This window comes from Streptomyces sp. NPDC044063, assembly GCF_056434285.1.
Map to the genome: position 1 here is coordinate 1 of NZ_JBWKFM010000009.1, position 23,958 is coordinate 23,958.

General features: G+C 73.9%; 21 protein-coding genes. 11 read left to right on the forward strand and 10 right to left on the reverse strand.

Features of this window, described 5'->3' with window-relative positions; all coding sequences use genetic code 11:
• Positions 1–181: 181 nt before the first annotated feature.
• A complete protein-coding gene (locus AC07BS_RS13510) occupies positions 182–736 on the reverse strand; it encodes a hypothetical protein (RefSeq protein ID WP_478645931.1) in 555 nt (184 codons plus the stop codon).
• Between the two features lie 33 nt (positions 737–769).
• Positions 770–1,051, reverse strand: coding sequence for an SH3 domain-containing protein (locus tag AC07BS_RS13515; RefSeq protein WP_478645972.1), 282 nt, complete (start codon positions 1,049–1,051; stop codon positions 770–772).
• Positions 1,052–1,237: 186 nt separating this feature from the next.
• Here AC07BS_RS13515 and AC07BS_RS13520 point away from each other — a divergent pair, with 186 nt between their 5' ends.
• Positions 1,238–3,391 (forward strand): protein kinase domain-containing protein, encoded by a 2,154-nt coding sequence (locus tag AC07BS_RS13520; protein ID WP_478932124.1) that lies wholly within the window; start codon positions 1,238–1,240, stop codon positions 3,389–3,391.
• A gap of 35 nt (positions 3,392–3,426) precedes the next feature.
• Here the strand turns inward: AC07BS_RS13520 and ilvD are convergent, their stop codons facing one another.
• From ilvD to AC07BS_RS13540, 4 genes are all read right to left on the reverse strand, one after another.
• The gene (gene ilvD / locus AC07BS_RS13525; RefSeq protein ID WP_478932126.1) at positions 3,427–5,277 is read right to left on the reverse strand and encodes a dihydroxy-acid dehydratase; all 1,851 of its coding nucleotides are present in this window, start codon (positions 5,275–5,277) and stop codon (positions 3,427–3,429) included.
• Positions 5,278–5,428: 151 nt separating this feature from the next.
• The gene (locus AC07BS_RS13530; protein WP_478645924.1) at positions 5,429–6,055 is read right to left on the reverse strand and encodes a TetR/AcrR family transcriptional regulator; all 627 of its coding nucleotides are present in this window, start codon (positions 6,053–6,055) and stop codon (positions 5,429–5,431) included.
• Positions 6,052–6,876: a sugar phosphate isomerase/epimerase family protein gene (locus AC07BS_RS13535; protein WP_478932129.1), complete on the reverse strand. Its 825-nt coding sequence runs from the start codon at positions 6,874–6,876 to the stop codon at positions 6,052–6,054. The genes AC07BS_RS13530 and AC07BS_RS13535 overlap by 4 nt, the downstream gene beginning before the upstream one ends.
• Before the next feature lie 111 nt (positions 6,877–6,987).
• Positions 6,988–7,932 (reverse strand): Ppx/GppA family phosphatase, encoded by a 945-nt coding sequence (locus tag AC07BS_RS13540; RefSeq protein ID WP_478645920.1) that lies wholly within the window; start codon positions 7,930–7,932, stop codon positions 6,988–6,990.
• Positions 7,933–7,977: 45 nt separating this feature from the next.
• Here AC07BS_RS13540 and AC07BS_RS13545 point away from each other — a divergent pair, with 45 nt between their 5' ends.
• The gene (locus AC07BS_RS13545) at positions 7,978–8,844 is read left to right on the forward strand and encodes a DUF3109 family protein (RefSeq protein WP_478932131.1); all 867 of its coding nucleotides are present in this window, start codon (positions 7,978–7,980) and stop codon (positions 8,842–8,844) included.
• 136 nt (positions 8,845–8,980) lie between these two features.
• Here AC07BS_RS13545 and AC07BS_RS13550 read toward each other — a convergent pair whose 3' ends face one another.
• Positions 8,981–10,570, reverse strand: a complete 1,590-nt coding sequence (locus AC07BS_RS13550) for a hypothetical protein (RefSeq protein WP_478932133.1) — start codon at positions 10,568–10,570, stop codon at positions 8,981–8,983.
• Between the two features lie 208 nt (positions 10,571–10,778).
• Here AC07BS_RS13550 and radA point away from each other — a divergent pair, with 208 nt between their 5' ends.
• Positions 10,779–12,269 carry a DNA repair protein RadA gene (gene radA, locus AC07BS_RS13555; RefSeq protein WP_478645915.1) on the forward strand — a complete coding sequence of 497 codons (1,491 nt, stop codon included), beginning with the start codon at positions 10,779–10,781 and terminating at the stop codon, positions 12,267–12,269.
• A 165-nt stretch (positions 12,270–12,434) separates the two neighbouring features.
• Positions 12,435–13,568: a DNA integrity scanning diadenylate cyclase DisA gene (gene disA / locus AC07BS_RS13560; protein WP_478645913.1), complete on the forward strand. Its 1,134-nt coding sequence runs from the start codon at positions 12,435–12,437 to the stop codon at positions 13,566–13,568.
• Between the two features lie 102 nt (positions 13,569–13,670).
• On the opposite strand, the gene AC07BS_RS13565 is transcribed toward disA, so the two are convergent.
• A complete protein-coding gene (locus AC07BS_RS13565; protein WP_478932136.1) occupies positions 13,671–14,525 on the reverse strand; it encodes a hypothetical protein in 855 nt (284 codons plus the stop codon).
• A gap of 173 nt (positions 14,526–14,698) precedes the next feature.
• On the reverse strand, positions 14,699–15,208 hold the full coding sequence (locus AC07BS_RS13570) for a pyridoxamine 5'-phosphate oxidase (RefSeq protein WP_478932138.1): 510 nt from the start codon (positions 15,206–15,208) through the stop codon (positions 14,699–14,701).
• Positions 15,209–15,359: 151 nt separating this feature from the next.
• Here AC07BS_RS13570 and AC07BS_RS13575 point away from each other — a divergent pair, with 151 nt between their 5' ends.
• The 5 genes from AC07BS_RS13575 (at position 15,360) to cseC (ending at position 19,769) form a co-directional block, all read left to right on the forward strand.
• Positions 15,360–16,265, forward strand: a complete 906-nt coding sequence (locus AC07BS_RS13575) for an HhH-GPD family protein (RefSeq protein ID WP_478645906.1) — start codon at positions 15,360–15,362, stop codon at positions 16,263–16,265.
• Between the two features lie 234 nt (positions 16,266–16,499).
• Positions 16,500–17,048 carry a SigE family RNA polymerase sigma factor gene (locus AC07BS_RS13580; protein ID WP_478645903.1) on the forward strand — a complete coding sequence of 183 codons (549 nt, stop codon included), beginning with the start codon at positions 16,500–16,502 and terminating at the stop codon, positions 17,046–17,048.
• A complete protein-coding gene (locus AC07BS_RS13585; RefSeq protein WP_478645901.1) occupies positions 17,036–17,728 on the forward strand; it encodes a hypothetical protein in 693 nt (230 codons plus the stop codon). The genes AC07BS_RS13580 and AC07BS_RS13585 overlap by 13 nt, the downstream gene beginning before the upstream one ends.
• Positions 17,729–17,735: 7 nt before the next feature.
• Positions 17,736–18,443 carry a two-component system response regulator CseB gene (gene cseB, locus AC07BS_RS13590; RefSeq protein ID WP_478645900.1) on the forward strand — a complete coding sequence of 236 codons (708 nt, stop codon included), beginning with the start codon at positions 17,736–17,738 and terminating at the stop codon, positions 18,441–18,443.
• Positions 18,444–18,464: 21 nt separating this feature from the next.
• The gene (gene cseC, locus AC07BS_RS13595) at positions 18,465–19,769 is read left to right on the forward strand and encodes a two-component system sensor histidine kinase CseC (protein WP_478645898.1); all 1,305 of its coding nucleotides are present in this window, start codon (positions 18,465–18,467) and stop codon (positions 19,767–19,769) included.
• Positions 19,770–19,893: 124 nt separating this feature from the next.
• Here the strand turns inward: cseC and AC07BS_RS13600 are convergent, their stop codons facing one another.
• Entirely contained in the window at positions 19,894–20,628 is a 735-nt protein-coding gene (locus AC07BS_RS13600; RefSeq protein WP_478645896.1) for a M23 family metallopeptidase, read from the reverse strand.
• A 337-nt stretch (positions 20,629–20,965) separates the two neighbouring features.
• Between AC07BS_RS13600 and AC07BS_RS13605 the strand changes: the two genes are divergently transcribed.
• Both AC07BS_RS13605 and AC07BS_RS13610 read left to right on the forward strand, forming a co-directional pair.
• Positions 20,966–21,310, forward strand: a complete 345-nt coding sequence (locus AC07BS_RS13605; RefSeq protein ID WP_478645894.1) for a trypco2 family protein — start codon at positions 20,966–20,968, stop codon at positions 21,308–21,310.
• Between the two features lie 5 nt (positions 21,311–21,315).
• Entirely contained in the window at positions 21,316–23,811 is a 2,496-nt protein-coding gene (locus AC07BS_RS13610; protein WP_478932142.1) for an NACHT domain-containing protein, read from the forward strand.
• Positions 23,812–23,958: the final 147 nt, after the last annotated feature.

A 23,958-nucleotide genomic window follows, 5' to 3' on the forward strand; every position in this document is an offset into this window, starting at 1 on the left:
GGAGCGGGGCTGCCTTTCGGCGTGATCACTACTTTAGCGGATTTTCCTTCCGGCTCCTAATCGGAACCGGAGGGCCTTCTCGTTCAGAATTCCGGACACGCCGGAATCCATCCCGTTCAGGGACCGTGCAAGTAGCGGGGGTTCGTTGCCGCCTGGCAACTCGGAGAACTCTACACGACGTTCAGGGGTGCTTGCGCCGCCGCTTGGATGAACGTGCCGCCGGGTTGCCGGCCCTGGTCCGGCGGCGGCGCTCGTGGCGGGTGCGGGCCTCGTCGTACTCCGCGCGGTGGAGCTTCTCGCCCGGGGCCTCGATCAGGGTCCGGACGAAGTAGGCGAGGAGGGTGCCGATGAAGCCGATCACCATCAGGCTCTGCATCTGCCGCTCCCTCGCGGCCTCCTCCGCCGTGTCCGGGCGGCGCCGTACGAAGCCCTCCCAGCTGCGGCGGAAGGCCAGGGCGCTGCACACGGCGAAGGCCACCACGACCATGGCGTTGACGAACCCGCCCACGTCCGCGATGGCCAGACCCTCGTAGCCGAGGCGCAGGACGAAGGCGCCCGCCGTGGCCGCTACCAGCGATCCTGTCGCCAGGCCCACCCGGCGGAGCGCGTAGCCGCCGTCGTGGTCGACCCAGGTCGTGCCGTAGAAGCGGATCGGTTCCGGGCGGGGGCCCGCCGTACCCTCCGGCGTGCTGTTCCGGTCCCCGGTGGCCCCGGTCGGCTCGTGCGCGTCGCTCATGCCTCGATTATCGTCACGCGCCCCGGCCGGGGGTCAGCCCGCGCAGCGCTCCGCGACGTAGCCGCTGCTGCCCGTCTTCACATACGCGTCGGAGACGTACTGGCCGGGGGCGATGCAGTCCCAGACGTCGGTGGTGCCGCAGGGGCCGGAGACGGTCTCGCCGCGGGTCTGGCAGCGGATCGGCACGCTGGAGCCCTGCGGCAGGACCTTGACGAGCTCGCTGTCGGTGCTGGGGCCGCGGCGGACGTTCACCTGGTGGCCGGGCGCGAGCGGGTAGTAGGCCATCTGGTCTGGTTCCTCCCCCGTGACGTGAATGACATGTGCAGGCTAGCAACGCAACGGCATGCCTCCCCGGTCCCCCCCTGCCGCATCGTTTAGGCTCCGCAAGCCCGCCGACGCGGCGGGCGGACGACGGGCGTACGAGCCACCGGTGGCCGGACGCACCGCATGACACGGGTGACACGCATGGGTCACCCGCACGGGTGACACGGGGGTGGGGGCATGCCGCCACTGCGCAGTGCCGGGACGGGACCGGAAGCGGACGATCCGGAGTTCGCGGGTCAGTACCGGCTCGAACGCCGGCTCGGTTCGGGCGGCATGGGCGTGGTGCATCTGGCCCGGTCGGCCTCCGGGCTGCGGCTCGCGGTGAAGGTCGTGCACGCCGAGTACGCGGTGGACCCGGAGTTCAGGGCGCGCTTCCGGCAGGAGGTCGCGGCGGCGCGGCGGGTCAGCGGCGCGTTCACCGCGCCGGTCGTCGACGCCGACCCGGACGGCGCCCGGCCGTGGATGGCCACCCTCTACATCCCCGGGCCCACCCTCTCCGAGCGTGTGAAGCGGAACGGTCCTTTGTCTCCCGACGAGGTGCGGCGGCTGGCGGCCGGGCTCGCCGAGGCGCTGCGCGACATCCACCGCGCCGGGCTGGTGCACCGGGACCTCAAGCCCAGCAACGTGCTCCTCGCCGAGGACGGGCCGCGGGTCATCGACTTCGGCATCTCGCGCCCCTACGACAGCGAGCTGCGCACCGAGACGGGCAAGCTGATCGGGACGCCGCCGTTCATGGCGCCGGAGCAGTTCCAGCGGCCGCGCGCGGTGGGGCCGGCGGCGGACGTGTTCGCGCTGGCGTCGCTGCTGGTGCACGCGGCGACGGGGCGGGGGCCGTTCGAGTCCGAGAGCCCGTACATCGTCGCCTACCAGGTGGTGCACGACGAGCCGGATCTGGCGGGTGTGCCCGCCGATCTCGTCCCCTTGATCCGCGCGTGCCTGGCCAAGGAGCCGGCGGACCGGCCGACCCCCGACGCGATCATGGCGATGCTGCCGCCGGTCACCGGGCCTTCCCTCGCCGTGCCCCGGCCCCTGCCCCGGCCCCGGTCCGTTCAGCCGCCCGAGGACCAGGACCAGGGCCAGGGCCTTCCTTCTGTGCCGTCCCGCGACAAGCCCGCGCGTCGCCGTGTCCGGGTCCGCCGGCTCGCCGTGGCCGCCGCGGCCGTCGTCGTGGCGCTGGTGGCGGGCGGCGCGTGGGCGCTGCACGAGATCGACGGGCTGGGCGGGCAGCCGTCGGCGGAGCGTCCCGGGCCCGCCGGGGCGGCCTGGAAGCCGTGGGAGGCCTCCGTACCCGAGGACTCGGCCGGCAACGGCGAGGTCCGGGCCGGGTTCTGCACGTACGCGGGCGGCGCTCTCTACTGTTCGGCGCGCGGGGTGCACGCGGCCCGGGTGGACGCCGCTACCGGGAAGGTGGCGTGGCGGCGGGCGGCGGACGCGACGCGTCCGGGCGGGGGGACGCCGAGCGCTCCCGTGGTCTCCGGCGGGCTGGTGCACGCCTTGTCGCCCGACAAGCGCGAGCTGGCCGCCCTCGATCCGGCGACCGGCGTTCCGCGCTGGACGCGGGACGTGTCCGCGTACGGCGGCCGGGTCTACCACGCGGGGGACGCCGTGCTGCTGGTCGCGGCGGACGGCACGGTCACGGCCGTCGACGGCGGTACGAACCGGGAGCTCTGGCGGCACGGGCTGCCCGGCGGCATCAAGCCGGTCTTCTTCTCGTACGGCGGCACCTCGGCGTACGCCGTCGCGCCGTCGGCCGACGGCCGGAGCACGGCCGTCGTCGGCATCGACGCGGCGCGGGGCACGACGCTGTGGCGGTGGACGGCGCACGGGAACCTGACGCCCGTCGGGACCGGTCCGCGGGGCGACCTCTATCTGACGGAGAGCGACGCGCGGACGCGCGTGGCGGCCATCGTCCGGTACGCGCCGGGCATCGGGCGGGAGCGCCGGGTGCCGCTGCCGACGCCGCTGGAGGCGACGAGCGTGGTCCCGTACGGCGACTCGGTCTATCTGCTGTCGTCCGACGGGGGGCTGACCGCGCTGCACACGGGGCGGGGTGTGACGGACTGGCGGCTGGACACGTCCGTGGCCAACGCGTCGCCGCTCGTCGCCGCCGAGGACCGGCTGTACTTCTCCGCCGCCGACGGCCGGCTGCTGGCCGTGGACACGACGAACGGCTCGTTGCTCGGTACGACGTCGCCCCGCCTGGCCAGGGCCGGGCGGGGCTTCCTGGAGCTGATGCCGGCTCCGGTGGTGGCCGAGGGGAAGGTCTTCGGGGCGGCGCCGGACGGGACGGTGTTCGCGGTGAGCGGGCAGAACCCGTCCGGCTGGCGGTAGTCGCCCCGAGGCTCCTCTCAGCCGAGTCAGCCGAGTCAGCCGAGCTTGCTCACGTCCCGCACCGCGCCCTTGTCGGCGCTCGTCGCCATGGCCGCGTACGCCTTGAGCGCCGCCGAGACCTTGCGCTCGCGGTTCTTCGGCGCGTAACGGCCGCCGAGGGCCTCGCGGCGGGCCGCCAGCTCCTCCTCGGACACCAGCAGCTCGATCGAGCGGCTGGGGATGTCGATGCGGATGCGGTCGCCGTCCTCGACGAGCGCGATGGTGCCGCCGGACGCGGCCTCCGGCGAGGCGTGACCGATCGACAGGCCCGACGTGCCGCCGGAGAAGCGGCCGTCGGTGACCAGGGCGCAGGCCTTGCCGAGGCCGCGGCCCTTGAGGAAGGAGGTGGGGTAGAGCATCTCCTGCATACCGGGGCCGCCGCGCGGGCCCTCGTAGCGGATGACGACGACGTCGCCCTCCTTGACGCCCTTGGACAGGATCTTGTCCACGGCCTCGTCCTGGGATTCGCAGACGACGGCCGGGCCCTCGAAGGTCCAGATCGACTCGTCGACGCCGGCGGTCTTCACGACGCAGCCGTCGACGGCCAGGTTGCCCCTGAGGACGGCCAGTCCGCCGTCCTTGGAGTAGGCGTGCTCGACGGAGCGGATGCAGCCGCCGGCCGCGTCCACGTCGAGGGTCTCCCAGCGCTCGGACTGCGAGAAGGCGGTGGCGGAGCGGACGCAGCCGGGGGCGGCGTGCCAGAGCTCGACGGCCTCGGTGGAGGGGGAGCCGCCGCGGACGTCCCAGGTCTTGAGCCAGTCGGCCAGCGTCGGGGAGTGCACCGAGTGCACGTCCTCGTTGAGGAGGCCGCCGCGGTAGAGCTCGCCGAGGATGGCGGGGATGCCGCCGGCGCGGTGGACGTCCTCCATGTAGTACGTGCCGCCGGGGGCGACGTTGGGGGCGACCTTGGCCAGGCAGGGGACGCGGCGCGAGACGGCGTCGATGTCCTTCAGGTCGTAGTCCAGGCCGGCCTCCTGGGCCGCGGCGAGGAGGTGGAGGATCGTGTTGGTCGAGCCGCCCATGGCGATGTCGAGGGCCATGGCGTTCTCGAAGGCGGCACGGGTGGCGATGTTGCGCGGCAGGACGGACTCGTCGTCCTGCTCGTAGTAGCGCTTGGTGATCTCGACGACCGTGCGGCCGGCGTTCTCGTAGAGGGCCTTGCGGGCGGTGTGGGTGGCGAGGACCGAGCCGTTGCCGGGCAGGGACAGGCCGATCGCCTCGGTGAGGCAGTTCATCGAGTTGGCGGTGAACATGCCGGAGCAGGAGCCGCAGGTCGGGCAGGCGTTCTCCTCGATCCGCAGGACGTCCTCGTCGGAGACGTTCTCGTTGACCGAGTCGACGATCGCGTTGATGAGGTCGAGCTTGCGGACCGTGCCGTCGACGAGGGTGGCCTGGCCGGCCTCCATGGGGCCGCCGGAGACGAAGACGACGGGGATGTTCAGGCGCAGCGCGGCCATGAGCATCCCGGGCGTGATCTTGTCGCAGTTGGAGATGCAGATCAGCGCGTCGGCACAGTGCGCCTCGACCATGTATTCGACGGAGTCGGCGATCAGGTCGCGGGAGGGCAGCGAGTAGAGCATGCCGGCGTGGCCCATGGCGATGCCGTCGTCGACGGCGATGGTGTTGAACTCGCGCGGGACGCCGCCCGCCGCCTTGATCGCGTCGGAGACGATCCGGCCGACCGGCTGGAGGTGGGTGTGGCCGGGCACGAACTCGGTGAAGCTGTTGGCCACCGCGATGATCGGCTTGCCGAAGTCCTCGCGCGCTACGCCCGCGGCCCGCAGAAGGGCTCGGGCGCCCGCCATGTTGCGGCCGTGGGTGACAGTGCGGGACCTCAGCTCGGGCATCCTGCTCCACTCCTCGAGTGCGGAATCCCGGGGGTCGCGGTCATATCGCGTCTTCGGGTCCCCGGGTCTTCCGAGACTACGCCCATGATCCAAGATCCGGACAGGGTTTCCGGCATTCGAGACGAGCGAGGCGGTCGAGGCGGCGGGTCCCTCAGTCGCCCATCAGGTGTCGCTGCACCGCCGGGGCCGTGATCGCGATGACCTGCTCGATGTCCGCCGAGGCGAGCGGCTCGATCTTGATCACATGGCGCAGCATGGACACCCCCACCAGGTGGGCCGCGGCCAGCTCGGAGCGGAGGCGGGCGTCCTCGCCGCCGAGCTCGGCGGCGATGCGGACCATCACCCTGCTGCTGATCAGGTCGCGGAAGACGGCCGCCGCGGTCTCGTTGGCGACGGCCGAGCGGAGGATGGCGAGCAGCGGCTCGCGGGTGACGGGGTCCTCCCACACGCCCAGTACGAAGCGGGCGAGCCGTTCCCCGGCGCCCTCCGGCGGGCCCTCGGCGAAGGCGTCCGGGGCGTTGAGGGCGGGGGCCACGGCCTCCTCCACGGCGGCGGCGAAGATCTGTTCCTTCGGGCCGAAGTAGTGGTGGACCAGCGCGGGGTCCACGCAGGCGGCCTTGGCCATGCCGCGGATGGACGCCTTGTCGTAGCCGTGCTCTGCGAACTCGGCGCGGGCGGCGGCCAGGATGCGCTCGCGGGCGCCGGGCCCGGTCGCGGCGTCCGTACGGGCGGGGCGGCCGCGCCTTCTGGGGGTGGGCCGGTCGGCCTGTTCCGTCATGGGCGGGGGGCGCCCGTCGGGGAGGCGAGGTGCAGCCGGGTGAAGGCGAGGGCCTCGGCGAGGTCGGCCTCGCGCTCGGCGGCGGACATGGCGCGGCGGGTGTTGACCTCGATCACGATGTGGCCGTCGAAGCCGCTGACGGCGAGCCGTTCCAGCACCTCGGCGCAGGGCTGCCGGCCGCGGCCGGGGACGAGGTGCTCGTCCTTGGCGGAGCCGGTGCCGTCGGCCAGATGGATGTGGGCGAGCCGGTCGCCCATCCGGTCGATCATCTGCAGGGCGTCGGTCCGGGCGGTCGACGTGTGCGAGAGGTCGACCGTGAAGTGACGGTAGTCGTCCTTGGTGACGTCCCAGTCGGGGGCGTAGGCGAGCATCTCGCGGTCGCGGTAGCGCCACGGGTACATGTTCTCGACCGCGAACCGGACGTCGGTCTCGTTCGACATGCGCCAGACGCCGCGGATGAAGTCCCGCGCGTAGGAGCGCTGCCAGCGGAACGGCGGGTGGACGACGACCGTGCTCGCGCCCAGCTTCTCGGCGGCCGCGCGGGCCCGCTGGAGCTTGACCCATGGGTCGGTGGACCACACCCGCTGGGTGATCAGGAGGCAGGGGGCGTGGACCGCCAGGATGGGCACCTGGTGGTAGTCGGAGAGGCGGCGCAGGGCCGCGACGTCCTGGCTGACGGGGTCGGTCCACACCATGACCTCGACACCGTCGTAGCCCAGGCGCGCGGCGATCTCGAAGGCCGTCGCCGTCGACTCGGGGTACACCGATGCCGTTGACAGCGCGACCTTCGCATCCGGAATGCGCACCACTGGCTCTGTCACGAGGGACAGCGTATGCCCGCCTCTCCGGCGGCGGGCAGGTGGTCTCGCATGCGGGGCACGCCGTCCCCCGGCGCCGGGGCCCGAGGGAGCCCGGCGCCGGGGCCGGGGCGGCTAACGCGCCGGCTGGGGCGTCGGGAGGTGGTCCAGCCGCTGGAGGATGACGCCCTCGCGCAGGGCCCAGGGGCAGATCTCGACCTCCTCCAGGCCGAAGAGGTCCATCGCCGCCTCGGCGACGAGCGCGCCCGCGAGGAGCTGCTGGGCGCGGCCCTCCGACACCCCGGGGAGGGTGGCGCGGCGGGCGGCGGGCATGACGGTCAGCTTGGACACCCAGTCCTCCAGGGCCTTGCGGCCGAGGACGCGCTGGACGTACAGGCCGTCGGCGGAGCGGGCGGCTCCGGCGATGCGGGCGAGCTGTTTGAAGGTCTTGGAGGTGGCGACGGCGTGGTCGGGCGTGCCGCGCCGGGCGAAGTCGCCGACGGTGCGGGCGATCTCCGCGCGGACGTGGCGGCGCAGGGCCCGTACGTCGCTCGGGTCGGGCGGGTCGCCGGGGAGCCAGCCGGCGGTGAGGCGGCCGGCGCCGAGCGGGAGGGAGACGGCGGTGTCGGGGTCCTCGTCGAGGCCGTAGGCGACCTCCAGGGAGCCGCCGCCGATGTCGAGGACAAGGAGCTTTCCGGCCGACCAGCCGAACCAGCGGCGGGCGGCCAGGAAGGTGAGCCGGGCCTCCTCGGCGCCGGTGAGAACGGGCAGGGTGACGCCGGTCTCCTGCTGGACGCGGCTGATCAGGGCGTCCGCGTTGGTGGCCTCGCGGACGGCGGAGGTGGCGAAGGGCAGCACCTCCTCGACGCCCTTGTCCTCGGCGGCCCGGAGCGCCTCGTGGATCACCGCGACGAGGCGGTCTATCCCGTCGTCGCTGATCGCGCCTTGGTCGTCGAGCAGCTCCGCGAGGCGCAGCTCGGTCTTGTGGGAGTGGGCCGGCAGCGGCCGGGCACCGGGGTGCGCGTCCACCACCAGCAGATGGACCGTATTCGAACCCACGTCGAGGACACCGAGTCTCATGGCCTGAACGCTACTGCCGCCACCGGGTGCGCATAGGCTTGAGGGGTGGCGAAGACGAAGAAGGCGAACCCGGACAAAGCACAGGACAAGTCCTCCAAGAAGCAGGCGAAGGGTGCGGGCAAGGCCTCCAGGACCGTGACGGTCGCCTCCGGTGCCGCCGGCGCTTCCGACGAGGTCGGGCTGGATTTCGCCCGCGCGTGGGTCGAGTTCCCCGACCCCGCCGACGAGGAACAGGTCTTCCGCTGCGACCTGACCTGGCTGACCTCGCGCTGGAGCTGTGTCTTCGGCAACGGCTGCCAGGGCATCAAGGAGGGCCGCGCCGACGACGGCTGCTGCACGCTCGGCGCGCACTTCTCGGACGAGGACGACGAGAAGCGGGTCGCGTCGTACGTGGCGCGTCTCACGCCCGACATCTGGCAGTTCCACGACGTGGGCACCTCGTCCGGCTGGACGCAGCTCGACGAGGACGACGGCGAGCGGCAGACGCGGCGCTGGAAGGGCTCCTGCATCTTCCAGAACCGGCCCGGGTTCGAGGGCGGCGCCGGCTGCTCGCTGCACATCCTGGCCCTGCGGGAGGGCCTGGAGCCGCTGGAGACGAAGCCGGACGTCTGCTGGCAGCTGCCCGTGCGACGGACGTACGACTGGATCGACCGGCCCGACGACACCCAGGTGCTCCAGGTCTCGATCGGCGAGTACGACCGGCGCGGCTGGGGCCCGGGCGGCCACGACCTCCACTGGTGGTGCACGTCGGCGCGGTCCGCGCACACGGCGGCGAAGCCGGTGTACGTGTCGTACCGCGCCGAGCTGATCGAGCTGATGGGCGAGAAGGGGTACGCGCGGCTGGTGGAGCTGTGCGAGGAGCGGATGTCCTCGCTCCTGCCGATGGCCCCACATCCGGCGGATCCCCGCTGAGGCGTCCGGCGGATCCGCGCCGAGCATCCGGCGGATCCCCGCTGAGGACGGCCTGACATCAGCTGAGGACGGCCCGGCATCAGCTGAGGACGGCCCGGCATCGGAGGGCGGCCTGACATCGGAGGGCGGCCCGACATCAGCCGCCGCCCTTTCCCTCCAGCGTGACCGCCGAGCCGCCCGGGGCGATGGCGACCTTGGCGCGCCAGGCCCGGGCGGGTTCGCGGGAGCGGTCGACGGTCACCACGACCGTCACCGTCCGTCCCGGCCGCAGCACGCCTCCCGGCTGGCTCAGCCGCAGCCACGGCGCGTCCGCCGACATGGACCAGCCGACCAGCTCGCCACCGCTGGCGGTGAGGGTGATGTGGGTGGCCGTCCCGCCCGGCTGCGCCTCCACGGTCAGCCGCCCGGGGCCGGTGCCCAGGACGGCCACGGAGACCTCGGAGAGCCGCTGGACGGCCGGCCGGTCCGTCGGCCGGGCGGGTTCCTCCTCGGCGTAGCCGTACGGGCCGTCGTACGGGTGGTCGTACGCGCCCTCGTCCGGGCTGCCCCCCAGGCTGTCGGCGCCGGGCGCGGTCACCGCGGCGGCGCCCTCCCCCTCCCCCAGCGGGCCGCCGCGGTAGGCGGCCCACAGCGCGAGGATGGGCGCCGCGACGACCGTGGCGACGACGGTCGTGGTCACCGCCCGGCTGCGCAGCCGGCCGCGGCGGGCCGCGCGGTCCTTGGGGGCGAGCGGGAAGCCGCCCCGGTCGAAGCGCGGGGCGGTGTGCGGCGCGGTCCCGCGCCGGCGCGCGGGCCGGGGGCCCAGGGCGCGCAGCATCGCGGAGTGCGCCTCCGTACGGGGTGCCTCCAGGACCGGCAGGGCGGCGGAGGACGCCGTCGTACCGGGCCAGGGCTCACCGGCGGTGGCCCGCTCGGCCGTGCGCCGGCAGTCGGCGCACTCGTCGACGTGGCGGACGAGCTCGCGTCGCAGCGCGGCGCCCAGCAGCACCTCCGTGTCGCCCACGAACCGCGTGACGATCGCGCAGCGGCCCGATTCGACGACGGCGAGGGCGGTGCGGGTGCGCTCCACCTCGCAGGCGGCGCTGGACAGCAGGGAGCGGGCGGCTTCCTGGTCCAGTCGCAGGACGGCGGCGACCTCGTGGGGGGCGAGGCCGTGGCGCACGGCCAGTTCGAGCGCCTCGCGCTGCGCCGCGGTGGTGCCGGCGGCCTCGGGCCAGGCGAGCAGCGCGAGTTCCGCGCGGCCCCGGGGGTCGGTGACCGCGGCGGGGTCGGCGGGGGGCCCGCCCGGGGTGGCCAGCCGGCGCAGGCATTCCCAGCGGGCCAGCGCGTAGAGCCAGGCGCGGTGCGTCTCCTCGGCGGCGGGGGCGCGGTCGGTGCGGCGCACGGCGAGGGCCAGGACCTCGCCGAGGGCGGCGACGGCGGCGTCGTGGTCGCACAGGACGGACAGGCAGTAGGTGAACAGGCCGTCGAGATGGGGTTCGTAGCGGCTCTCGGGGGAGCCGGCCGTGGCGTTCCGGGGGGACGCGAGGGCGGCGCCGGCGACGCCGGGGTGGTGGACGGTGCGGTGCGCGGAGGCGTGATCGGACGTGGCGGCTGTGGCGGCTGTGAGGGGGGTCGCGAGGGTGGCGGGGTTGTCGACGACCGGTGGCTGGGCCGCGCGCGGCGCACGGCGGGATGCGCCGCGGTGCGCGCCGGTGGCATGCGTGGGGGGCTCGGGCGTCATCATCCCGGCGACGGTAGGCGGACGGTCCGTCCTCGTTCGTCCTGCCCTCCCAGGTTTAACCCATACGGGTGACTCTCTCCTTCGAAGGGGGACAGGAAGCATCCATTCCGCCTGGAATCCGTCCCTCGGCCACGCCATGCGGCGGCCGTGCGGCGGCCCCGTGGGCGACGCCGCCCCCGCACTGTCGGTGCCCGCCGCTACGGTGGTCCGCATGGCTGCCCGTACCTCCCGCTCGTCCGCCAAGGACCGGCCCTCCTATCGCTGCACCGAGTGCGGCTGGACCACCGCCAAGTGGCTCGGCCGCTGCCCCGAGTGCCAGGCCTGGGGCACGGTCGAGGAGTACGGCGCGCCCGCCGTCCGGACGACCGCGCCGGGCCGGGTCACCTCCGCCGCCGTGCCCATCGGGCAGGTCGACGGTCGGCAGGCGACCGCGCGGTCCACGGGCGTGCCCGAGCTCGACCGCGTCCTGGGCGGCGGGCTGGTGCCCGGCGCCGTGGTGCTGCTCGCCGGCGAGCCCGGCGTCGGCAAGTCGACCCTGCTGCTGGACGTGGCGGCCCGCGCGGCCTCGGACCCGCACCGCACGCTCTATGTGACCGGCGAGGAGTCGGCGAGCCAGGTCCGGCTGCGCGCCGACCGCATCGGCGCGCTCTCCGAGCACCTCTACCTCGCCGCCGAGACGGACCTCTCGGCCGTCCTCGCGCACATCGACTCGGTCCGGCCGTCCCTGCTGATCCTCGACTCCGTGCAGACCGTGGCCTCCCCCGAGATCGACGGCGCGCCGGGCGGCATGGCCCAGGTGCGCGAGGTGGCGGGCGCCCTCATCCGCGCCTCCAAGGAGCGCGGCATGTCCACGCTCCTGGTCGGTCACGTCACCAAGGACGGCGCCATCGCCGGCCCGCGCCTGCTGGAGCACCTGGTCGACGTGGTGCTGCACTTCGAGGGCGACCGGCACGCCCGGCTGCGCCTGGTGCGCGGTGTGAAGAACCGCTACGGCGCCACGGACGAGGTCGGCTGCTTCGAGCTGCACGACGAGGGCATCACGGGCCTCGCCGACCCCAGCGGCCTGTTCCTGACCCGCCGCGCCGAGCCCGTGCCGGGCACCTGCCTGACCGTGACGCTCGAGGGCCGCCGGCCGCTGGTGGCCGAGGTGCAGGCGCTGACGGTCGACTCCCAGATCCCCTCCCCGCGCCGCACCACCTCGGGCCTGGAGACCTCCCGCGTCTCGATGATGCTGGCCGTCCTGGAGCAGCGGGGCCGCATCAGCGCCCTCGGCAAGCGGGACATCTACAGCGCCACCGTGGGGGGCGTGAAGCTCTCCGAGCCCGCCGCCGACCTGGCCGTCGCGCTCGCCCTGGCCAGCGCCGCCAGCGACACCCCGCTGCCGAAGAACCTGGTGGCCATCGGCGAGGTGGGGCTGGCCGGCGAGGTCCGGCGGGTCACGGGCGTCCAGCGGCGGCTGGCCGAGGCGGCCCGGCTCGGCTTCACCCACGCCCTGGTGCCGGGCGACCCCGGCAAGGTGCCCGCCGGGATGCGGGTCGTGGAGGTCTCGGACATAGGCGAGGCCCTGCGGGTCCTGCCCTCCCGGCCCCGCCGGGAGAGCCGCGCCGAGTCCGGGGGCGAGGCACCGGGGGAGGCCCCCGCCAGGAGGGGCCGTGGTGCCGGCCGTCAGGCCTTGGCCGGAGCCCGAGCGGAGGAGAGCTGAGGACAGCCCCCCGAGGGGCCGGGCGCCAGTAGACTTTGCCCTGGTCCCGCCCGTACGTACGCACCGACGCGCACGGCCCGCGCGACGCGCACGGCGTGCACGACGGCGCGTACGCGACAGCCGGGCGGCCCGACGCACCGTCGACCTTGCGACCGGAGGAGTGCAGTGGCAGCCAACGAGCGGGCATCGGGCCCCGGCAGGGCCCAGGGCGGCTCCGGTGGCTCCGGAGCCGACGGGCTGATGCGCTCCTCCCTGAGCGCCGTCGCCCCCGGTACGGCCCTCCGCGACGGACTCGAACGAGTCCTTCGCGGCAACACCGGCGGTCTGATCGTCCTCGGCATGGACAAGACCGTCGAGGCGATGTGCACCGGCGGCTTCGTCCTGGACGTGGAGTTCACCGCGACCCGGCTGCGCGAGCTGTGCAAGCTGGACGGCGCGCTGATCCTCGACAAGGACATCAGCAAGATCGTGCGGGCCGGGGTCCAGCTCTACCCCGACGCCTCGATCCCCACCGAGGAGACCGGCACCCGCCACCGCACCGCGCAGCGTGCCTCCATCCAGTGCGGCTTCCCGGTCATCTCCGTCAGCCAGTCGATGCGGCTGATCGCGCTGTACGTGAACGGCGAGCGGCGCGTCCTGGAGGAGTCGGGCGCGATCCTCTCCCGCGCCAACCAGGCGCTCGCCACCCTGGAGCGGTACAAGCTCCGGCTGGACGAGGTCGCCGGCACCCTGTCCGCACTGGAGATCGAGGACCTGGTCACCGTCCGCGACGTCACCGCCGTCTCGCAGCGGCTGGAGCTGGTGCGCCGGATCGCCACGGAGATCGCCGAGTACGTCGTCGAGCTGGGCACCGACGGCCGGCTGCTGTCGCTCCAGCTGGAGGAGCTGATCGCCGGCGTCGAGCCCGAGCGCGAGCTGGTCGTACGGGACTACGTCCCCGAGCCGACCGCCAAGCGCACCCGCACCGTCGCCGAGGCCATGTCCGAGCTGGACTCCCTCAGCCACCCCGAGCTGCTCGAACTGCCCATCGTGGCCCGTGCCATGGGCTACAGCGGCTCCCCCGAGACGCTGGACTCGGCCGTCTCCCCGCGCGGTTACCGCCTGCTGGCCAAGGTGCCCCGGCTGCCCGGCGCCATCATCGAGCGGCTCGTGGACCACTTCGGCGGGCTGCAGAAGCTGCTGGCCGCCAGCGTGGACGACCTCCAGACCGTGGACGGCGTGGGCGAGGCCCGCGCCCGCTCGGTGCGCGAGGGCCTCTCGCGGCTGGCGGAGTCGTCGATCCTGGAGCGCTACGTCTGACGCTCCGCCGGGAGTCCGGTGGGCCGGCCGCGGATGCGTCGTGGCCGGTCGCGCAGTTCCCCGCGCCCCTCAGGGGCGCGGGGCGGGCGTCCTCCGGGACGATCAGGCCTTCTCCAGGGCGAATTCCACGCGCTCCGTGACGCCCGCGACCTTCACCTCGACCCGGTACGTGCCGGGGGCGGCCGCCGTGGCGCCGGACGGGGTCGCGCAGCGCGGGGCGCTGCGCCTGCGGTCCCACTCCAGCGTGCGCTTGGTCTCGCCCGAGCCCGGGACCTCGAAGAGGACGGCGCCGGTGCCGCGCGGGCAGTCGTCGGACGCCCAGACGTGCTCCTCGCCCTTGCTGTCGGTGATCTTCAGCAGGGCCGCGGTCGCGCCGAAGTTCACCTTGCAGGCGCTGCCGCCGGTGTTCTGCACGACCAGCTCGAAGCGGGGCTTCTCGTCGGCCTTGTAGGTGTCCTTGACCGTGCGGATGCTCAGCTTCACCGATCCCGCCGAGCAGTCGGGCAGGCTGCTGCCGGCCGCCACGGCCTTGCCGTCGCCGGTGACCAGCACCCCGGCGCCGCCGCCGAAGCCACCGCCGCCGCCGGCCGAGCCACCCGCGCCCGTACCGCCGCCACCGCCGCCGCCAGATCCGGAACCGGCGCTTCCGCCTCCGCTGCCCGCCTGGCCGCCCGTGCCGCCACCACCGCCACTGCCGCCGCTCGAATCGTCGCGTCCGCCCGGGCGTTGACCGCTGTGCGGGCCGGAGGGCACCGGGCCGGGCGTGATCGTGGTCTCCGCCTGTCCCTTGCCGTCCGAGCCGCTGCTCCGGTCGCCCTTGGAGCCGCCGTCATCGCCGAAGGCGAGCAGCCACACCACCACCAGTACGACGATGCCGAGCAGGCCAAGCGCAACTGCCCTCCGCCGCCAGTAGATGGAGGAGGGAAGCGGCCCGATCGGATTGCGCAGAGATCCCACGCGAAAACTCTACGAGAGATCGGCCAGGGCACCAGCCACTACCCGCCGTAGGAGTGCCTACTTTTCCCATCATGTGCCCGGAACCGGGCCTGTTGAGCGCGCTCACGGACCGTTCGCGTACGGAGCGTGGTCATCAACGCGACCGCGCGTTCGGACGGTCACACCGGTGCGGTTCAGGCCGAATCCGCGTGCGGCCACTCGGTCTTGTGCCCGAAGCCGCGCCCATTGTCGATCAGACGCAGCCAGCCGGGCCGCAGTTGCCACAGCGCGGTGCGTTCCAGCGCGGCGCGCAGCCGGTCGTCGCGCCCGACGTAGGGGAAGCGCTCGCGGTACGTGTGCCAGGCCGCCTCCCGGGCCTCGCCCGTCAGCGGGCGGCAGGTGCCGCGCCCCTGAAGGCCGGTCAGCTCCGTCCAGTCCTGTCCGTCGCGCTGCGCGGTGAAGGCGACCGGCGTGCCCTCGCCCTCCCCCTCGGCAGCGGAGGCGGCCCCGGCGGCGAGCGCACGGCCGTGACGGGTGGTGGCGGAGGTGACGAAGAGAAGGGAGGGGACGGGATCGTCGGTGACCGCGTAGAGCACGGCGCACGCCTGCGGGCCGTCCTCGTCGGCGTAGGCGAGGGTGAGGGTGGTGTGCGCCGCGAGGGCGGCCCTGATGTCGTCCGGCGGCCCGGCCTGAGTGGCGGTCATGGGGCCAGCCTAAGCACGCGCCCCCCGTCGCCCCGCGCCCCGGGCGGACCGTCCGCTCACCCGATCGAGGCGTACGGGGCACAGGCGTATGGCCGAGCCCGGCCCGGCGCGTTTCGCCCCTCGGCGCGGGCGTGCCAGGATCGGGAGTGTCATGACTGCGATGCCTGCCACCACGCCCCAGACGTCCACCCTGCTGCACGCCCCGGTCATCGACTGGTTCGCCGCGCACGCCCGTGATCTGCCCTGGCGCCGACCCGAGGCCGGGCCCTGGGGGGTGATGGTGAGCGAGTTCATGCTCCAGCAGACCCCGGTGAGCCGGGTGCTGCCGATGTACGAGCAGTGGATGGCCCGCTGGCCGCGCCCCGCCGACCTGGCCGCCGAGCCGCCGGGCGAGGCCGTCCGGGCCTGGGGCCGGCTGGGCTATCCGCGGCGCGCGCTGCGGCTGCACGCCGCCGCGTCGGCGATCACCGAGCGGCACGACGGCGAGGTGCCCAGCGATCACGCCAAGCTGCTGGCCCTGCCGGGGGTCGGCGAGTACACCGCGGCCGCCGTGGCGTCCTTCGCCTACGGGCAGCGGCACGCGGTGCTGGACACCAACGTCCGCCGGGTCCTCGCCCGCGCCGTGACCGGCGCCCAGTACCCGCCCAACGCCACCACGGCCGCCGAGCGCCGGCTGGCCCGGGCCCTGCTGCCGGACGCCGAGCCGGTGGCGGCCCGCTGGGCCGCGGCCACGATGGAGCTGGGGGCGCTGGTCTGCACGGCCCGTACGCCCTCCTGCGGCCGCTGCCCGATCGCGGACCACTGCGCCTGGCTGGCCGCCGGCTCCCCCGCCCACGACGGGCCGCCGCGCCGCGGCCAGACGTACGCGGGCACCGACCGGCAGGTGCGCGGCAAGCTGCTGGCCGTCCTGCGGGAGGCGGTGGCGCCCGTTCCGCAGGCGGCGCTGGACGCGGTCTGGCACGAGCCGGTGCAGCGCGCGCGGGCCCTGGACGGGCTCGTGGCGGACGGTCTGGTCGAGCCGCTCCCGGACGGCCTGTACCGGCTGCCCCGCACATAGGGCCCCAGCCGCCCCGCCCGTAACGGAAGACCATGATCCGAGGCCTCCCGAACCGGACGGATCAGCCCTTTCCCCGCGCCCCCCGCACAGCTGTTACACAACCTATGGACAGCTGTGCACCAGCCGAAGGGCTCCCGCACATCGCGTCGCAACAGCCCGTCCGTAGCGTCCTACCCGTGCTGGACGACTGCCAGCGTGACGCGGGGAACGCAAGCAGGAATGGAGGCTGCGGGTATGGCCAGCAGCGGCAAGGTTCTGGACTTCGAAGAGTACGTGCGCAACCGTCAGGACGCCCTCCTGCGCAGCGCCCGGCGGCTCGTCCCGGACCCCATCGACGCCCAGGACCTGCTCCAGACCGCCCTCGTCCGCACCTACGGCCGCTGGGAGGGCATAGCGGACAAGTCGCTGGCCGACGCCTACCTCCGCCGTGTCATGATCAACACCCGTACGGAGTGGTGGCGCGCCCGTAAGCTCGACGAGGTGCCCACCGAGCAGCTCCCCGACGCCAGCGTCGAGGACGGCACCGAGCAGCACGCCGACCGGGCCCTGCTGATGGACATCCTCGGCGTCCTCGCGCCCAAGCAGCGCAGCGTCGTCGTGCTGCGACACTGGGAGCAGATGAGCACCGAGGAGACCGCGGAGGCGCTCGGCATGTCGACGGGTACGGTCAAGAGCACGCTGCACCGTGCGCTGGCCCGGCTGCGCCAGGAGCTGGAGAGCCGCGACCTGGACTTCCACGCCCTGGAGCGCAACGAGCGGGGGCGCGAACGGTGCGCGGCCTGAGCGGCGGGCCGGCCGGACCGGGACCCCGCGGGTCCCGCGGCTTCGGCCCGGCTCTGATCACCGGTGGTGCGGTCACGGCGATGGCCGCCACCGCCGGTCTTCTGCTGGCCGGATGCGGTACGAGCAGTGAGGGCGTGCGCAAGGAGGGGCCCGCGCAGACCCAGCCGGCGGCCAAGGCCGCCTCCCCCCGGGCGCCCCAGTCGTCCGCGTCGGCGGCCTCGCCCCAGGACAAGGTCGACGCCGTCAAGCTGATCAAGTCCGACCCCAAGGTCGGCGATCAGGTCAAGAAGAACCTCAAGCCGTGCGTGAAGGACCAGTACCCCGTCGACGTGATCTACGGGCAGCTGACCGGCGGCTCCCGCCCCGATGTCGTGATCAACGTCCTGACCTGCGGCGATTCCATCGGTGTCGGTTCCTATGTGTACCGTGCCAAGGGCAACACCTACGAGAATGTGTTCGTGGCCGAGCAGGCGCCCGTCTACGCCGACATAGACCGCCGTGATCTCACGATCACCAAGCAGGTCTACGGACCGGGCGACGCCGTCTGCTGCGCCTCGGGCGAGGACGTCCTGACCTACCACTGGTCGGAGAACGTCTTCCGCGAGACCGGCCGCACCCACACCGACTTCGGCAAGGTCGGCGACACCGGCAAGGCGCCGAACGAAGGAACGGAGGGCTGAGAGCAGCGTGGCCGATACGCATGTGCTCTTCGTCGAGGACGACGACGTCATCCGCGAGGCTACGCAGCTCGCCCTGGAGCGCGACGGCTTCGTGGTCACCGCGGTGCCGGACGGCCTCTCCGGCCTGGAGAGCTTCCGCGCCCGGCGACCCGACATCGCGCTGCTGGACGTGATGGTTCCGGGACTGGACGGGGTCAGCCTGTGCCGCCGGATCCGTGACGAGTCCACCGTTCCCGTGATCATGCTGTCGGCGCGCGCCGACAGCATCGACGTCGTGCTCGGCCTGGAGGCCGGCGCCGACGACTACGTCACCAAGCCCTTCGACGGCGCCGTGCTCGTCGCCCGGATCCGCGCGGTCCTGCGCCGCTTCGGGCACGCCAGCGGTGCCGCGGGCGGTGGCGCCGCGGATGCCGCGCCGGACTCCGTCGAGGGCGTGCTGCGCTTCGGCGACCTGGAGGTCGACACCGAGGGCATGGAGGTCCGCAAGGCGGGCACCCCGGTCGCCCTGACCCCCACCGAGATGCGGCTGCTGCTGGAGTTCTCCTCCGCGCCCGGCACCGTCCTCTCCCGCGACCGGCTGCTGGAGCGGGTCTGGGACTACGGCTGGGGCGGCGACACCCGGGTGGTGGACGTCCATGTGCAGCGGCTGCGCGGAAAGATCGGCCAGGACCGGATCGAGACGGTCCGCGGCTTCGGCTACAAGCTCAGAGGCTGATCGGCGGATCATGGTCCTGTCGTGGTGAAGCTCGCTCTCCGCAGCGGCCTGCGCTGGAAGGTCAGCCTGGCCATCGCGGGCGTCGGCGCGCTCGTCGCCGTCGCGCTCAGCCTCGTCGTGCACAACGCGGCGCGCGTCTCCATGCTCAACAGCAGCCGGGACCAGATGGACGACCGGGTCCAGATCGCCCAGCGGTACTACGAGTCCACCGGCGGCAAGCTGATGCTGCGTGCCAAGGTGGACGACCCCGCCCTGCCGCAGCCCCTGCGCGACGCCGCCGACGTCGGCCTGCGCGCCACCTACCTCCAGGACAACGGCAGCGGCGCCCCCGAGGTGTGGGCCTCCACCCCGCTGCGCAACGGCCGGATCCTGTCGATCCACACCCGGTTCAAGGACCGCTACGACATCCTCAACGACCTCGACCGGGCGCTGATCATCGGCTCGGTCTCGGTCGTCCTGGGCGGCTGCGCCCTGGGCATCCTCGTCGGCGGCCAGCTCTCCCGCCGGCTGCGCAAGGCCGCCACGGCCGCCCGCAGGCTCGCCGACGGCGACGACCCGGACGTCCGCGTGCGCGACGCCATCGGCGGCCGGGTGCGGGACGAGACGGACGACCTCGCGCGGGCCGTCGACGGCATGGCCGAGGCGCTGCGCGACCGGCTGGAGGCCGAGCGGCGGGTGACCGCCGACATCGCCCATGAGCTGCGCACCCCGGTGACCGGCCTGCTGGCCGCCTCCGAGCTGCTGCCGCCGGGCCGCCCCACGGAGCTCGTACGGGACCGGGCGCAGGCCATGCGCACCCTCGTCGAGGACGTGCTGGAGGTCGCCCGGCTGGACGGCTTCGCCGAGCGCGCCGAGATGCAGGACATCGAGCTGGGCGAGTTCGTGCAGCGCCGGGTGCGGTCCGCCGCGCCCGACGCGCGCGTCACGGTCGTCCGCAACGCCTACGTCTCCACCGACCCGCGCCGCCTGGAGCGCATCCTGGGCAATCTGCTGGCCAACGCCGCCAAGCACGGCAAGGGGCCGGTCGAGGTGTCCGTCGAGGGCCGGGTGCTGCGGGTGCGCGACCACGGGCCCGGCTTCCCCGAGGAGCTGCTGCGGGAGGGGCCGAGCCGGTTCCGTACGGGCAGCAAGGACCGGGCCGGCAAGGGCCACGGCCTGGGCCTGACCATCGCCGCGGGCCAGGCCCGCGTCCTGGGCGCCCGGCTGACCTTCCGGAACGCCGATCCGGAGGCGGAGGGCGGGGGCGGCGCGATCGCCGTGCTGTGGCTCCCCGAGTCCTCCCCGACGAGCACGGGCACCTTCCCGATCATCCAGGTGCCGGACTGACGGCCCTGCGGCCCCTGACGGCCCCGCGGCACCGACGACCCTGCGGCACGGCCTCGTGGCATGACGAAAGCCGCCCCACCGCCGTGTGGGGCGGTGGGGCGGCTGTCACCCGGTACGGGCCGGGTCAGAGGTTCTCGCCGTGGGCCTTCATGAAGGCGACGGGCTCGACGGCCGAGCCGTAGTTCGGCGTGGTGCGGATCTCGAAGTGCAGGTGGGGACCGGACGAGTTGCCGGTGGAGCCGGAGAGGCCGATCACCTGGCCGGTGCTCACGGTCTGGCCGATCGAGACCTTCACCTGCGAGAGGTGGGCGTACTGGGAGTACGTGTTGTCGGCGTGCCGGATGACGATGGCGTTGCCGTAGGCCGGGCCGTCGCCGCCGCCGTTGGGGCCGGCCTTGACGACGGTGCCGCCGTGGACGGACATGACCGGGGTGCCGGTGTTGACGACGAGGTCCTGGCCACTGTGCTTGGCGACCCACATGGCGCCGGCCTTACCGAACGGCTGACCCATCTGGTAGCCGGCGACCGGGGCGACCCAGCCCTCGGCACGCTTGCGGGAGGCGGCCTCGGCCTTCTTGCGGGCCTCCTCGGCACGCTTCTCGGCGTCCCGCTTGGCCTGCTCGGCCTGCTTCTCCTTCTCCGCCACCTTCAGCTGGGTGGCGGCCTGGGCGTTCAGCGCGTCACCGAGGGCGGCGACGGAGGCGAACGCGGGGAAGCCGCCCACCGCGGCGGGGGTGTCGGCTGCGAGCGCAACCCCGCAACCCAGCGCGGCCGAGGCTCCCAGACCGGCCACCACGACGGCGGCACGGGTACGGAGAACGGCCTTGCTCGAGTTACGGAAAGCGGTGCGCTTCGACATACGGATAAACCTCCAGGCATGGACAGGTCCCGGCTGCGGACCGGGATCGCCCTACCTTGGTAACCAGCGCTTACCCGGCCTGACAAATACCCCATCTACTAGCGAATGCCGTAGCCCGCGGAATCACTTCCGGGGGCGAATAGTGGACCTTCCGCACAATTCAGCGGGAATCCTTGAGATCAATTTCTCCACTAGGAGGCCTAGTAGCGCCGAAAACCGCTGTGCGCCATGTCACCGCACAGGCCCCTCCGGCCCGTGCCGATCCCCCGTCCGAGCCGGAAGTTCGGCGGTACGCTCCAGGCGGTGGATCTGTACGCAGCGTGCGGGGGGTCTCGCGGTGGGCAACGAATTCGAGGACATAGAGCTGGCGGAAGCGGTGCGGGCCATCCGCGCGGGTCTGACCGCCGCGGCGGCCGCCGGCGCGGGGGAGGATCTCGCCTTCGACGTCGGGGACATCTCCCTGGAATTCACGGTCGAGCTGCGCCGGGACGCCAAGGCCGGCGGCAAGGTGAAGGCCTGGATCGCCGAGGTCGGCGCCGACGCCTCCCGCGGCTCGGCGCGCACCCACAGGATCGCCTTCACCCTCACCCCGAAGGACATGCGCACGGGCGACGGCTGGAAGGTCGGCAACGACCGGCCGGCGGGAATCTCGGGCTTCGGCGCCGGTGACGCCGAGCGGTGAGGTCCATGACGGACCGGCTGGTGGCGGTGCTCGCCGACGGGCAGGGCAGCGGCGTGCTGCTCACGCCGGACCTCGTCCTCACCACCTGCCACATCTTCAACCTCCGACGCCTCTTCGGAGGCTCGAACCGGCCGACGCTGGCGGAGGTGGTGGTCCCGGGCGGCACCGGGCCCGTGATCTCCGAGGTCCTCTGGGCGGGCCACCCCGAGCTGTGCGACGCGGTGCTGCTCAGGGCGCGGCGCGACCTGGTGCCCGCCCACACCCTGCCGCCGCTGCGCTGGGGCAGGGTCGCCGTCACCCAGCCGGTGTCCGGCTGCCAGGTCCTCGGCTTCCCCCAGGTCCAGCGCTACCGGGGCGGCGAGCTGGAGGCCGTACAGGTCCCCGGCACGCTCACCCCGCTGTCCGGGCGGCTGCGCGGCCGGTACGTGCTGCACAGTGACCACCACCCGCCCGGGGCCGACCCTGACGGCTCCCCGTGGGCGGGCCTGTCCGGCGGGCCGCTGTTCGCCGGGCCGGTCCTGGTGGGGATCGCCACCGAGGACCCGCGGGGCTGGGAGCACTCGGCCGTCGACGCCATCCCGCTGACGCGCATCCTCGCCGACGGCCTGCGTGAGGTGCTGCGGCGGTACTGGCCGGACGCCCCGCCCCTGGAGGAGATCAACAGCCCCGACCACCGGGACCTCGCCTACGAGGAGGAGTACGCGCGGGCGGTCCGGGCCCGCTACAGCCGCATGGAGGTCTTCGGCCTCGACGACCTGGGCACCAACGAGAACAGCTGGGACCTGGACACCGCCTACCTGAGCCTGGAGGCCGTCCCGGCGGTGGACGCGCCCTTCCCGCGCCCGGTGCCGCGGCGCGTCGAGGAGCTCCTCGGCTCCCGGCCCCGGACGGTCGTGCGCGGCGAGGCCGGCGCGGGCAAGACCACCCTCGTGTGGTGGCTGGCGTCCCACGCCGCCTGCCGGACGCTGCCCGCGGAGCTCGGGGCCCTCAACGGCCTGGTCCCGTTCGTCGTCCCGATGCGCAGGCTCGCGGCGCGGGGCCTCACCCACCCCACGCCTGCCCAGCTGCCGGGCATCGCCCAGCTGCCCGTGGACGACCCGCCGCCGGGCTGGGCGGGCCGGGTCCTGGCGGCCGGCCGGGTCCTGCTGCTGATCGACGGCCTGGACGAGCTGCCGCAGACCGAGCGCGACCCCGCCCGGCGGTGGCTCGCCGAGTTCCTGCGCATGCACCCGGACACCCGCTGCCTGGTCACAGTGCGGCCGCTGGCCGTCGAGCAGGCCTGGCTGAAGTCGGAGCACTTCGAGGAGCTTCAGCTCCTGCCCATGCGGGACGAGGACATCCATGCCTTCGTCGGCGTCTGGCACGAGGCGGCCCGCCTGGAGTGCCGGGTGATCCCGGACGAGCTGCGGGCCGGGGCCGAGCGCCGCCGGCTCACCGCGCTGGAACACGACCTGACGGCGCAGTTCCGCCGCAACGCCGGGCTGCGCGACCTGGCCCGCACCCCGCTGCTGTGCGCGGTCATCTGCGCCCTCCACCGCCGCCGGGGCGGCCTGCTCCCCCGTACCCGCCGGCAGCTCTACGACGCCGCGCTGGCGATGCTGCTCGGCAACCGCGACAGCATCCGGCACGTGGTCGCCCCGGAGGGCGTCAGCCTCTCCGTCGACGACGGGCGGCAGCTCCTCCAGCGCATCGCGGTCTGGCTGGTCCGCAACTACCGGGCCGAGCTCTCGCGCGCCCAGGCGCTGCGCCAGCTGGAACCGGCCCTGGCCGGCCTGCGGCACGTACGGGAGCAGGCCCCGGCCGATCGGGTACTGGCCCACCTCGTCAACCGCAGCGGGCTGCTCCAGCAGCGCACCCGGGACTCCATCCAGTTCATCCACCGCACGTTCCAGGACTATCTGGCGGCGAAGGAGTTCCAGGACAGCGATTCGCTGGGCGAGCTGCTGACCCATGCGGCGGAGGAGCACTGGCAGGACGTCATCCGGCTGGTCGTCGGGCACTGCGGGCGCGGTGAGGCCCGCCGGGTCCTCGCGGCCCTGATCGCCGCCGGGGACGCCGAGCAGCGGCGCAACGTCCGCTGGTCCCTGCGCGTCCTGGCCGCGGAGTGCGCCGCCGGCGCGGCCTTCCTGGCCGACGACCAGTACGAGGCCGTGTGGGACGGGCTCCGGGCGCTGGGGCCGCCGGCCGACGACGTGGAGACGGAGTACCTGGCCTCGCTGGGCCCCGACGTGCTGCCGGTGCTGCCCGGCCCCGAGGGGCTGGCCCCGGAGGCGGCGCGTCGCGTCGTCCAGGTGCTCACCCACCTCGGCGCGGAGGCCCTCCCGGCGCTGGCGGCCTACGGGCGCCATCCGGCACCGGAGGTGCGCCTCGCCGTGGCCGGGGCCTGGGAGCGCATGGAGGCCCGGCTGCCGCCGGAACAGCTCGCCGGATTCTCCCGGCCGGAGACCTTGAATTCCTCGGCCAAAGACCTGGAATTCCTTCGGGACCCCGAACCGGGATAACCCGGCGGACGGGATAACCGGCGGGCGGAGCGGAAGCGGAACGGAAGCGGAACGGAAAAAGGGCGCCGGGGGGGGGGGGGGGGGGGGGCGGGGGGGGGGGGGAGGGGGGGGGGGGGTGGGGGTGGTGGGGGGGGGGGAGGGGGGGTG

Coding starts and splice junctions, on each gene's coding strand:
- AC07BS_RS13510 (WP_478645931.1), bottom strand. CDS start 736: ATGAGCGACGCGCACGAGCCGACCGGGGCCACCGGGGACCGGAACAGC.
- AC07BS_RS13520 (WP_478932124.1), top strand. CDS start 1,238: ATGCCGCCACTGCGCAGTGCCGGGACGGGACCGGAAGCGGACGATCCG.
- ilvD (WP_478932126.1), bottom strand. CDS start 5,277: ATGCCCGAGCTGAGGTCCCGCACTGTCACCCACGGCCGCAACATGGCG.
- AC07BS_RS13530 (WP_478645924.1), bottom strand. CDS start 6,055: ATGACGGAACAGGCCGACCGGCCCACCCCCAGAAGGCGCGGCCGCCCC.
- AC07BS_RS13540 (WP_478645920.1), bottom strand. CDS start 7,932: ATGAGACTCGGTGTCCTCGACGTGGGTTCGAATACGGTCCATCTGCTG.
- AC07BS_RS13550 (WP_478932133.1), bottom strand. CDS start 10,570: ATGATGACGCCCGAGCCCCCCACGCATGCCACCGGCGCGCACCGCGGC.
- radA (WP_478645915.1), top strand. CDS start 10,779: ATGGCTGCCCGTACCTCCCGCTCGTCCGCCAAGGACCGGCCCTCCTAT.
- AC07BS_RS13570 (WP_478932138.1), bottom strand. CDS start 15,208: ATGACCGCCACTCAGGCCGGGCCGCCGGACGACATCAGGGCCGCCCTC.
- AC07BS_RS13575 (WP_478645906.1), top strand. CDS start 15,360: ATGACTGCGATGCCTGCCACCACGCCCCAGACGTCCACCCTGCTGCAC.
- AC07BS_RS13580 (WP_478645903.1), top strand. CDS start 16,500: ATGGCCAGCAGCGGCAAGGTTCTGGACTTCGAAGAGTACGTGCGCAAC.
- AC07BS_RS13600 (WP_478645896.1), bottom strand. CDS start 20,628: ATGTCGAAGCGCACCGCTTTCCGTAACTCGAGCAAGGCCGTTCTCCGT.
- AC07BS_RS13610 (WP_478932142.1), top strand. CDS start 21,316: ATGACGGACCGGCTGGTGGCGGTGCTCGCCGACGGGCAGGGCAGCGGC.